This window comes from Bacillus sp. NPDC094064 (genome assembly GCF_050279585.1).
Lineage (GTDB): Bacteria > Bacillota > Bacilli > Bacillales > Bacillaceae_G > Bacillus_A.
This window is the reverse complement of the sequence record NZ_JBNNUI010000001.1, coordinates 455,530-467,850: the sequence shown is the minus strand read 5'-3', so window position 1 is coordinate 467,850 and position 12,321 is coordinate 455,530. Positions and strand designations below refer to the sequence as shown.

Here is a 12,321-nt window from a genome sequence, read left to right as displayed (position 1 = left end):
TTGACTAAATACACATGTAGTTTACATACTCCCCGTTGTTACTAAAAGGTAAACGGACAAACTCATAAGTAACTACGTTTGTCCGTTTTGTTTTTTATTATATTAAAATAACTCTATTCGTTTCTATTTAAATCTTATTCTGAGTTAAGAAACTACACAACCGAATCTTACAGTTTCGATTCTTCTCTTCCTATACAGGCCTTACTATGACTGTGTAATTTTATTAGGAACAAGCAATTTTTCAATACATATCGGCAACATATCTAATAGTGTTTCAAATGCGTAATTCACGTCGAGACGCTCTGTCCATTGGTGTGCATCTTTTCCTACTGGTCCCATATTTAATACTGGAACGTCAAACTCTTCTAGTTCCTTTAGTGGAATCGAATAGCCTTTATCCCATAATGGCATATTGTCTACAAGAGAACTCATTGAATCTAGTGGGTACTGCAGACCGACATAGCTTAAATCTGAAATTCCGCCAAAATAATTTTGATTTTCAAATGTAATGCTATGATTATAGTGAGCATACTTTTCCATTTCTTCAACTACTTCTTTAATTAAAGGATTGTTACGCGAACTTACAGCTGGGTAGTACGGCGGTGCAAAGAATTGCACGATCATCGGTGCCTTTTCTTTACATAAAATAGCTAATTTATCTACTAAATCAATCGTTACCGCACGGTCATCTTTATCTTCTCTATTTTTTATAATACTAGATTGAATTTCATCTATTTTCTCTTTCCCATGTTGTTCAATTGCGTATGTGATAAGCTCTTCATACGTTAATACATTTACTTTAAGGTTAGGTGGTATGAATGGATTATATTTAGAAAAGCGATATGCATGCTTCTCATACGACTCTTCGATTTTCTCTGCTACTTTCTTTACTTTTTGACGTAATAACGAAACTACGTCCGTCATCGATTGTTCTAGTAAAAACAAGTTAAATAATGTGACTGCACGATGCGGAATTTGTACAGAATAATCCTCCTTTAAATCCCTTTGAAGCAAGTTAGTTGGCGGAGGACTCGCTTCTCCTTCTACAATATCACAAAGATCTGTGTTTAATTCTAATTCTGCGGTTAATAATGCAGCCATATAACTCCCATTTAATCCTGCAAATGGTTCGCCTACATGTGTCTCTTTTCCGTAGCAAAGAAAACCAGGTAACACTTTACCAATAGAACCAGTATAAATATACTTATTTTGGTCACCAGGATGTCGTGAAAACATAGGCTCTGAATTTAGGACTGTTTTATAATCTAAGTCATGTTCTCTTGCTAAATCTAATAATCTTGGAACAGCAGCCCTCATTCCTACAGAGTTCACTTCTTCATCTGGAACAGCTAATAAAAGAACATTCCCATCAAATCTTCCTTCACAAGCTTGCTCAACCATCGCCATTTGTAATGCTAGGCCGCATTTCATATCCATTGTTCCTCTACCAAATAACCAATCTCCTTGTTCTATATCTTCACGTACATGATCTGGTAGCTCATCTTTATGAGCATAGAACATAGACGTTAACTTTTTAGGGTTAAATGCATCTTCTTTCCACACACCGTAATCTTGTACATCTACAACGTCAAAATGACTAACAAGAATTACGGTATTTTTCGTACTATCACTTTTCTTTACTAGAGCTGTAACAAAATATCGTCCATCACCCGTCGGATTTTTCTGCAAATGATGCGGATTTTCTTTGAAGTAATGTAAATCAGATAATTGTTCTACAACAAAGTCCGGCAATATAACTTCAGCTTCTGAACCTGTAATACTAGGAATTTCAACAAGATTACTTAATAATTGCACTAATTGTTCTTTTGATTGCCACTTTGACATATAAATCCCCCTATTTTTCCACATTATGAAAATGAATTCCAGTATATGAATAAAAAATGACGACAGCTATCAAAATTATAGTTCTGATGTACTGCCGATTTTTATTGATATTTCATAAGCAGCTTGCTTCACCTTACGAATAAGAAAAGATAATCGATCATCATTGATGCGATGACTAATTAACCCAATACTTAATGCTCCTACTACTTTATGATTAAAACCTATAATAGGTGCAGCTACTGAAGCTGTCCCTTCTGTTTTTTCACCATAACTCACAGCATATCCTTCACTTCTTATTTGCTCTATTTGATCAACAAGAATTTGCTTTTGTTCTGGTAAAGAAGAAAGTAGCTGTTCTACAATGTATTCCATTTCATTCTGTTTCAAATTGGCAAGCATCGTTTTATTTGCGGCACCAACCGAAAGAGGAATTTGTTCCCCTAAGTTATCGATAACTCGAATTTTTAAAGGACTATCAATTCTTTCAATGATAATAGAATGTGTTCCGTTTGGAATGTTCAAATAAACACTTTCTTCCACTTCAGAGGCCAAACGCTTCATCACTTCTCTTGCAACAGATCTGTAATCTACCTTCTCCAATTGACGTAATCCTATTTCCATCCACATTGGTCCAATTTTGTACTGTTTTGTTTCTGAAATTTGTGTAACTAACCCATGCTCCATTAGAGAGTTCAGTAACCTATGTACTGTACTAACCGGAAGATGTGTTCCATCCGCTATATCAGAAATAGCCCAATACTCTTTTTCATTTGTAGAATTCAATAGCTTAATAATACTTATCGCTCGATCAATGGACTGTACCATAACTCGCCTCAACTTTACTTGTAATATGTTAGTACGCTCAATTCACTATCAATTTAACAAAAATTTAAAGTGAAATCAATCTATTTATTCAATTTTCTAAAAATAAAAATATATCACTAATAATAATTTGAAAGCGTAAACAAAAAAATATTGACTTTTCTTCTTAATTATCTGAAAATTATAACAAGATTTCACATCACGGAATACATTCCATAATACGGAAAAACATCAATTTTCATACTACCAACTACGAAAGTGAGGAAAACGATGACGCAAGTAAACAATACAAAAAATGAATTAAAACGTACGATGAAAAGTAGACATTTATTCATGATTGCACTCGGTGGTGTGATTGGAACGGGGTTATTTAACGGATCTGGTTATATTATAAGTCAAGCTGGACCTGGTGGATCCGTACTTGCCTTTATGGCCGGTGGATTATTAATGTATCTCGTTATGCTATGTCTTGGTGAGCTTGCTGTGGCCATGCCTGTTTCAGGTTCTTTCCAGGAATATGCAACTAAGTTTATTAACCCTGCAACTGGGTTTACAATCGGATGGTTATATTGGTTAAGCTGGGCGAACACGACCGGGCTTGAATTTACAACTGCTGGCATTACAATGCAGCGCTGGTTTCCTGATATTCCCGTCTGGGTTTGGTGTTTAATATTTGGTGTTACGATATTCACGATTAACGCATTATCTGCACGTAGTTATGCAGAAACAGAATTTTGGTTTTCAAGTATTAAAGTATCTGCCATTATTGCTTTTATTATCCTTGGCGGCGCCGCTATGTTCGGTTTTATTGATTTAAAAGGAGACGAACCAGCACCGCTATTTTCAAATTTCGTAAATCATGGTGGTTTATTCCCAAATGGACTTGCCGCTATTCTTTTAACAATGGTTACTGTCAATTATTCCTTCCAAGGTACAGAACTTGTAGGGATCGCAGCAGGTGAAAGTGAAGATCCAGCGAAGACTTTACCTCGTTCTATTAGAAATATTATATGGCGCACGATGTTTTTCTTCGTCTTAGCAATCTTTGTTCTCGTGGCTTTAATTCCATGGGAAGAAGCGGGATTAACAAAGAGCCCATTTGTTGCTGTTTTTGATAATATGGGTATTCCATATGCAGCTGATATTATGAACTTTGTTATTCTTACTGCTGTTCTTTCTGTCGCAAACTCAGGACTATACGCCGCAACTCGAATGCTTTGGTCGTTATCACAACATGAAATGGCTCCAGCCTTTTTAAAGAAATTATCATCACGAGGAATACCTTTAAACGCTTTAATCATGACAATCGCTATTTCTGCTTTTTCTCTTTTGACAAGCGTTGTAGCTGCTGAAACGGTTTACTTATGGCTCATTTCAATTTCTGGAGTCATTACAATTATTGTTTGGATGTCAATTTGTGTTTCTCAATTCTTTTTCCGTAAACGTTATTTGGCTGAAGGTGGAAAATTAGAAGATTTAAAATTCCGAACTCCACTTTATCCTCTTGTACCAATTCTTGGTTTTGGATTATACGGCATTATCTTAATAAGTCTTATCTTTATCCCAGATCAAAGACTAGGAATCTATTGCACTGTACCATTTATTATCTTTTGTTACACCTACTATCACTTTAAGGTTAAGAAAAGGATTGCTGCTAACACTCAAACAGAAACTAAATTTAGCAAAACTATGTAATGTAATACATATACATAAAAGACCGCACATGAACTAAAAGCCATGTGCGGTCTTTTATTGTTATACTTCTTGGCTTGGATGGCAAGTTTTGCAAAGGATAATGTCATTTTCCATAGTATAGAAAACACTACAATGCTAGTAATTATAATTTTTCACTTTTTATAAGTGAATGATTTTCCTTACGATTACTGTTTTGATATATTGAATATATGTTGCTTAAAAATTTTAAAATAGACAGGAGTTATTTATGATGATAAAAGGCTTCGGAGGAATATTTTGGCGAACTAATAATATTGATGTTGTAAAAAAATGGTACAGCAATGTGTTGAAGATCGACATAGAAAATTGGAATGGGACTGTGATTAAATCCCAATTAGGAACTGAAACTATTTTTTCTTTCTTTACCGAAAATGATAATTATTTTCCAACAGAACAACAAGTGATGTTAAATTTCCAGGTACATAATTTAAACGAGACTATTCAGCATCTTGAACATATTGGTGTACCTCTTGAGAAGAAAGAAGTGGTTAGTGAATTTGGAAAGTTTATTTGGATTAAAGATCCTGAAGGTCGACTAATCGAGCTTTGGGAGAAATAGAGAGTTATCATTATTTGCTAGTAAGTTGACTCGTGTTTTCGTGCAACAACAAAGTAAATACAAAAGCCAATTCCGTAACTCCACAGGAATCGGCTTTTGTATTCAAACTTCTTAGCTTCGTTGTAAACTCTGATTTTACCTCATCGCCATCAATCGAACATCTTCCCTAATAGAAGTAGTTCCATGTAATTATTATTCCACTTTCCTTGATTAGATTTTGTCTCCGAACAAAAGAAACGGATTGATAACTTTTACTAGCTGATCATTACTTCCTTCTAATTAGCTTTAAAATTATATAATGGCTTAATAATGTGCTTAATATCTATCGTTTCTTTTGTATTTTCTATAATTTCATCCATTGGCTTGTATACCATTGGTGCCTCATCAATTGTGCTCTCTACTACTGATGTAGTCCAAACTTCTGTCATCGTATTTTGGAAATCCTCTAGGCTCAATGATTCTTTAGCCTTTTTACGACTCATGATACGTCCAGCTCCATGTGGACCAGAAAAGTTCCAGTCTGCATTCCCTTTACCAAACGCAATAATTGAACCATCTCTCATATTAATTGGAATAATTACTCGTTCATCTTTTTGAGCTGAAATAGCGCCTTTTCGTAGAATCATATTTTCCATGTCGATATAGTTATGTATTGTAGTAAATTGATCCGTTACTTTCCAGTCCATTTTAGTGACGATTTCATCAATCATTGCTTTTCGATTTAACTCAGCATACTTTTGTGCAATATTCATGTCATTCATATAATCTTTGAATCCCTGTCCTTCTAAATAAGCTAGTTCTTTACGAATCTGAGGCTTCTTAATTCCACGTAAAGTTTCTTGTATTTCTTTTTCTCTCCCCTCTTTAATTAATCTCTTAATAATCTCATCTTTCATTGATGTAACATGAATCAATTGTTCATATGCATATTTCTGGTAATACTCTGCTATTTGTTTACCTAAATTACGAGAACCACTATGAATGACAATATATACATTCCCTTTATCATCTTCATTTAGTTCAATGAAATGATTTCCTCCCCCAAGAGTACCTATACTTTTTTGAGCGCGTTGTAATGTGAAAGGAGCCCTCACACCGTCAAAATCAATCATTTTTGAAAAATGATGTTCCTTATTTCGTATACTAAATCCACTTGGGACAAATTTACGAATTGTCTCATCTAAATGATCGAAATTAATCTCTTCTTTTTTCTTATCAATTACTACAACTTCCATACCACAACCAATGTCTACCCCTACAAGATTAGGAACGATTTTATCTTGAATTGTCATTGTCGTCCCAATCGTACAACCTGCTCCTGCGTGTGTGTCTGGCATAATACGAATTTTACTATCTTTTACGAATTCTTGATTACAAAGATCAAGAATTTGCCCAACTGCAGTCTCATCAACGTTTTTAGTAAATACTTTCGCTTCATTGAATTTCCCTTGTAATTTCAACACCCTTTATTTCCCCTTCCTTTTGAAAAAATTATTGTATTACATTTTATGTGTTCTTATCATTACTCTTTAACATATAACCGTTATCATCCATTTGCTGCTTTCCATTATATAGCTATTATACCAATCCAAATAATAAAAAATTATGACGATTTATGTTGTTTACATAACATATTTATCGTCTCTTTTATACATACAATCATTTCAACTTCTCCTTAATATCAGTCATATACATTTAAAGAAAAACTCCCCTTAAATCAAAATGATTAAGGGGAGTCTTATATACGATGAAATTATAGTTCCGATTTCACCCGAACAGAAACATTATTTTTAATTATATTTTTGACGTCTTTAAAGCTAACAAAATTGTTACTTTTCTCATCCCAAAGACGGAAACGGAGTGATCGCAAACTTGTAGCAAGAGTAATCGTTGGTACATTTTTTAAAGGAAGCGTATTATTGTGTGCCTCCTCTAGTTTATAGTTAGGTACTCTTGGGCTTAAATGGTGAACATGATGATATCCGATATTACCAGTTAGAAATTGCAGGAATTTTGGAAGTTTATAAAACGAACTTCCTTCCACTGCTGCTTTCACATATTCCCACTCTTTATCTTCTTCAAAATAAGAATCCTCGAATGTGTGCTGTACGTAAAACAGCCAAATACCTATTGAACCTGCTATTAAGAATATGGAACCATGCACTAGAAGAAACGATTGCCATCCGATTGCCCAGCAAAGTAATCCTACTAAAGCAACGATTAAAACATTCGTCAAATAGGTGTTCATACGCTCTTTCTTTCTAGCACCTTTTCGGTTAAATCTATTTTTAAGCAGAAAAACATAAATTGGACCTAATCCAAACATAACGAATGGGTTGCGATATAAACGATATGCTAAACGGAGTCTAAATGATGCCGCCAAATATTCATCCACTGTAAGCGTCCAAATATCTCCTGTACCTCGTTTATCCAAATTACCACTTGTAGCATGATGAATGGAATGCTCATGCCCCCATTGATCAAACGGGAATAAAGTTAAAACCCCCATACATGTCCCAACTATTCTATTTGCACGTCGACTTTTAAAAAATGAATAATGGGTACAATCATGAAAAATAATGAAAATCCTTGTCATAAATCCAGCGGCTAACAGAGATGGAACTAATGATAACCAATAAGAAACAGACAGACTTTTATAAGCAAGGTACCATAAAATAATAAATGGCACGATTGTGTTGATAAGTTGCCACACACTTTTTTTAATCGTTGATTTTTCAAAAGGAGCAACTTGTTTTTTTAAATTTTTAGTATTTTGTAAGGTCATTTTTTTAATTCCTTTCCTTTATGTTGCTAGTTCATATTATAGCATACTATTAGTAGTAGGTGTTAAGTGTAGATATAATAAATATTATATATTATGAAAATCTCTTTTTTTCTTACAAATTACTTACGTACAAAATGGCTACTACAATAGGACGGAAGGAGTATTTGTCCCAGAAAACGCGAGTTTTTTTCCAATAAATACATAAAAAACATAGAGCTTTTTCACAATAAGAATAGAGCTGCCATAAGTCAGTTTCAACGACTTATGGCAGCTCCTCTTCGTTTCACCTTATTTTATCGATGAATCCAAACTGCACCTGCAGACTTGTCTTCCGCTTGGCCTACTACTTCAAACTTAAGTCCTAGTTTCGGCAACTTACGTCCTGCATCTGGAATGACACTGTTAATGTATTGCTTAGAATCATCAAATTTTGCAACTCCTGGTAATCCTTTGTAGTCAAAAATACCGCGAGTTGGTGAATCTACTCTCCATGCTGGCGTTTGATCAAACGAGAATGCCGCATCGGCAATTTGATAACGTGTACTGCTCTTCACAGTCGGTTTTCCGTTTAATGTCCCTACGATTGCCTCTGGATGAGAATCTACTACTCCTAGGAAGCCTTCTCCTGGATGAACGCCTACCCAGTTATCTGTAAAGCTTTGATCCGCATACCATACGACCATTCCTGTATTGAATACTGGACCACGCGCATGTTGTAACGCCGTGTCAGAACCAGCATAATTTCTCCACTCTACATAGTAGTTATTTTTTTTCTGTTCAAATCCATTAGACACAGTAAATCCTTTTAACGTCATGGCTGGAGCGCCTTCTGCATCATCAGAGAAAACAACTTTTCCATCTACAGTTAATGCTGCATTATCTAACGCAAATCCTTTATAAGCTACTGCAATATCTGTTACATACTCAAATTGCAGTTTTACCTTTTTACCTTTAAATTGACTTAAATCGTAAGTTTTATCAACCCACTTACCATCAGTTGTATCCGCACCGCCTTTTACATCTTTTTCACCCATTCTATCAATGCGTGTTTTCGTTCCATCTTCCGCAATCGCATTTACATCCAAGAAATCATACTTCGCTTCAAGTTCGTAGAATGCCTTATAATCAAACTTAGCATCCGTTGCATTTGTTAAATCAAATACTGGTGTCTCAAGTGTTGTATGAATGTCGTTTCCTTTTGTACTGTAATAGAACTTCTTACCAAATGCCGATTCGATATTTTTGATATCCTTGTCCGGCAAGTTAACACGAATGATTCCTGGTCGGTTTGATTTTGTAACACTTTGATCTAAATATGTTGCAACACCGATTCCAGTGCGAAGTTTATCATAATCTACCTCAACGATATTCGCCCAGTTACCCTTCATATTCTTTTGGAAAAATTCTTTATTTTGTGGTGAGAAACTTGTTGGCTCTGTTCCTGCAATTTTTCCAGCCCAGCTACCGCCACTCATAATAGACCATGATTCAACAGGTTCACCTTGTCCTGAGTACTTTGTATCGTATTCATCTGGTAAGCCTAAATCATGACCATACTCATGCGCGAACACACCAACCGCTCCGTCTTCAGGCTCGATTGTATAATCGTATGCAGCCATCTTTCCGCCCCAATTCGAAACAGAAGATTTTGTGCCATCAATTGCATATGGTTTTGATCCAAGTTTTGAACGATGAGACCAAATTGCATCATCTTTCAATTTCCCCCCGCCGGCTTCTTGACCAACACCAGCATGTACAACCATTAAATGATCAATAATGCCATCTGGCTCATTTTTATTTCCATCACCATCTTGATCGTATTGATCAAATTGGTCATAATCAGCTAAGTTAATTCCTTTTGCTACCGCCGCTTTTAAAGCTTCCTTAACAAAATCACGTGGTCCTAAAGGTCCTTTATTATCATGTCCAGTTCCCGCATCCGCACCATAATCTGAAGCTTTCCCTGGAACAGTAAGCCATTCTGTTACAGTTCCATCTACTGTGTAGCTACCACCAGATTGTTCTTCATAATATTGTTTAAATGTGTTAATCTTCGATCCATCAAATAACGTAAATGGCTCATCACCAAATAACATTTTTTGATAATGTTCACGATTAAAGTCCTTAGAATACATATATCCTGGCTCTTGATCAATATTGTTATGCTTAAAATCGCTAAATTCTACAAGTAAAACAAGTACTTTATCTTTTCGAACAGATCCATTGTACTCAGCTTGCTGCGCTGGTGTCGTAGGTACTTTTCCATTTAATTTTCTAGCATTCAATCCAGCATCTTGTCCAGCTACTGGTCCTACCGCCGGCTGCTGCGCCTGTTCATTTTCCTTCATTTTTGCATCTTTTACTTTTTTCATAAAATCAGAAGCTTCTTGCGTAAGACTATCTTCTTTGATGATTTCTTTTCCAGGGTTTTCCCCTTTCTTTTTCTCAACATATTTTTCGACAGCCTTTGATGTCTCAGCTTGCGATGCAGATTGATCAATTACTCCCCGTTCTTTTAGTGCTTCTGCCAAACGCTCCTCCGGTATTAAATGCTCATCTATTGGTAGAGATGATGTTGGCGTCTCAGCATACGCTGCATGACTTCCAAAAGCAAAAGTACTACTTAGCACTGCCGCTGTTGCTAGTACCGATAAAGGTTTTAACTTCTTATTCTTTTTCAATGCATTTCCTCCCCAGTGTTTGCGAATTATCGTTTTTTTGTCGATAACAACATAATATTCGTTATAATGCGAATATTCAATATTTTTCGATCGTACAATTGTTGAGAAATATTTTTTTGCGCAAGGTGAAATAAATAAAAAGATGGCAGACTATTTCGGTATAATACAAAAAATCGCCAACTACTTAACCTATCCAGGATAAGTGGTTGGCGATTTTTTAAAGAGAATGCTTTATAAATAAATGAATTGCCTCTTCTGGAACATAGAATCTTCCATTGCTTTCTACAATAACGCTTCCTAATTCATACTCTTTACCATCGATACGAATGATATTTGTATTAGCAAATAATTGAGCTTCAACTTTATTGCGCTTTACGACGAGTACCTTATTTGCTACATCCGTTTTGTCAATCGTTACAGTTGCACCAATTTTCTTAAAGGCTGATTTACTCTCTACAAATAATTTATTTGTTAATCCTTCTAAGTTAAAGCCCATCGCTTTCGCCATCGTTTTCGCAATGTCCGTATTTTGGACTAATCCTTTTGGGTTTTGAGGTCCATAAGAGTATAAAAATACGTCTTCACCTGTATGACCGCCTGTCGTAAAACCAATGTTTGCACGGTTAGCCAATAATGTAGTAAGTATTGGGCCTACATCACTTTTCTTTTGAACTGCTTTAAATTTTTCTTTTTCCTCTTGATTTAAATTGTCCAAACCGTATAGTGCAGCTACGTATTCTACATTAGATAAATCACCTTTTAATTTATTTGTAGCACCTTCAAGTGTCAATTTTGCCTTTTTCAGTGGATCTATGTAAGCTGTTACCGGAGTCGTCTTATATTCTTTTGTCGTATTCATATTCCCAATAGAAATCCCGCTGTTACCATGGTCAGCTACAGCGATGAGCAACGTATTCCCGTCTTTTTTTGCAAATTGTAACGCTTTTGCTACTGCATTATCAAATGCTAACACATCACTAATAATCCCAACTGGATCATTCACATGAGCTGCCCAGTCTGGCTTACTTCCCTCTACAAACAAAAAGAAACCATCTTTATCTTTTGATAACACTTGTATTGCTTTTTCCGTCATTTGAGAAAGTGTTGGTTGCTCTGGGTTTGTTGCTTCACGATCCATATCGAACGCAAGTGCAGTATGGGAAAAAGAGCCCCAAATTTTATTTGATTTAGCGTGCAATAATGCATCTTTCGTTTCCACAACGTCGTATCCTTTTTCTCGAATTACTTTTATTAAATCTTCACCGTCTTTTCGGATTCCATCGCTTTTTACAGGTAAAAGTGCTGCCTTCCCACCACCTAATACGACATCTATATTTTGGTACACTTGCTGCTTTGCAAGTACTTCAAAATGCTTACGATTCGCATGATGTGCCGAAAACCCGGCCGGAGTAGCATGCTGAATTTCAGATGTAGCAACAATGCCAGTAGCACGTCCAGTACGTCTTGCACCTTCTAAAACATTGGCAACTGGTCTCATCCTGTCCTCTTCTTTAATTAACTTTACACTAGGTGAATTCACAATAGAAGGTAATACACCTACATAGCCTGCATTCGATTTATTTCCAGTTGCTAATGCTGTTGCTGCCGGTGCTGAGTCTGTAATAGCTGATTCCGCCGAATATGTGCGAACGCCCCCTGTTACAATTTCATCTAACGCAAGCGGCGCTCCTTTATACAAGCGAGCCAATGTTGTCGCTGAAGAACTTGTTCCGTCCATAACCATCATAATTACATTTCTAGGCTGATGTTCTACTTTTTTCGTCTCAGCTCTAACCTCACTATCTTTCATTGTAATTTCTGTCCCTAACATACTTAAGGTTATCATGAGTCCTATTATCTTTTTACTACAATTCGTCATCGCTGTCCCTCCATAG

At 35.8% G+C, this 12,321-nt stretch carries 8 protein-coding genes; 2 read left to right on the top strand and 6 right to left on the bottom strand.

Features of this window, described 5'->3' with window-relative positions:
- Window positions 1–204: 204 nt before the first annotated feature.
- Together ACQKNI_RS02505 and ACQKNI_RS02500 are read right to left on the bottom strand one after the other, a co-directional pair.
- Window positions 205–1,869: a M20/M25/M40 family metallo-hydrolase gene (locus tag ACQKNI_RS02505; RefSeq protein ID WP_098357534.1), complete on the bottom strand. Its 1,665-nt coding sequence runs from the start codon at window positions 1,867–1,869 to the stop codon at window positions 205–207.
- Between the two features lie 51 nt (window positions 1,870–1,920).
- Window positions 1,921–2,670, bottom strand: a complete 750-nt coding sequence (locus ACQKNI_RS02500; RefSeq protein ID WP_088229458.1) for an IclR family transcriptional regulator — start codon at window positions 2,668–2,670, stop codon at window positions 1,921–1,923.
- A gap of 267 nt (window positions 2,671–2,937) precedes the next feature.
- Between ACQKNI_RS02500 and ACQKNI_RS02495 the strand changes: the two genes are divergently transcribed.
- Together ACQKNI_RS02495 and ACQKNI_RS02490 are read left to right on the top strand one after the other, a co-directional pair.
- Window positions 2,938–4,362: an amino acid permease gene (locus ACQKNI_RS02495; RefSeq protein WP_427282167.1), complete on the top strand. Its 1,425-nt coding sequence runs from the start codon at window positions 2,938–2,940 to the stop codon at window positions 4,360–4,362.
- Window positions 4,363–4,612: 250 nt separating this feature from the next.
- Window positions 4,613–4,960 carry a VOC family protein gene (locus tag ACQKNI_RS02490; protein WP_088229461.1) on the top strand — a complete coding sequence of 116 codons (348 nt, stop codon included), beginning with the start codon at window positions 4,613–4,615 and terminating at the stop codon, window positions 4,958–4,960.
- Between the two features lie 275 nt (window positions 4,961–5,235).
- On the opposite strand, the gene ACQKNI_RS02485 is transcribed toward ACQKNI_RS02490, so the two are convergent.
- The 4 genes from ACQKNI_RS02485 to ACQKNI_RS02470 all read right to left on the bottom strand — a co-directional run bounded on the left by ACQKNI_RS02485 (window position 5,236) and on the right by ACQKNI_RS02470 (window position 12,305).
- Window positions 5,236–6,423: an RtcB family protein gene (locus tag ACQKNI_RS02485; RefSeq protein WP_088229462.1), complete on the bottom strand. Its 1,188-nt coding sequence runs from the start codon at window positions 6,421–6,423 to the stop codon at window positions 5,236–5,238.
- 290 nt (window positions 6,424–6,713) lie between these two features.
- Window positions 6,714–7,745, bottom strand: coding sequence for a fatty acid desaturase (locus tag ACQKNI_RS02480; RefSeq protein WP_140417273.1), 1,032 nt, complete (start codon window positions 7,743–7,745; stop codon window positions 6,714–6,716).
- A gap of 293 nt (window positions 7,746–8,038) precedes the next feature.
- Complete coding sequence (locus ACQKNI_RS02475) at window positions 8,039–10,426, bottom strand: immune inhibitor A domain-containing protein (RefSeq protein ID WP_088229463.1); 2,388 nt, start codon at window positions 10,424–10,426, stop codon at window positions 8,039–8,041.
- A gap of 217 nt (window positions 10,427–10,643) precedes the next feature.
- The gene (locus ACQKNI_RS02470) at window positions 10,644–12,305 is read right to left on the bottom strand and encodes an alkaline phosphatase (protein WP_098882912.1); all 1,662 of its coding nucleotides are present in this window, start codon (window positions 12,303–12,305) and stop codon (window positions 10,644–10,646) included.
- Window positions 12,306–12,321: the final 16 nt, after the last annotated feature.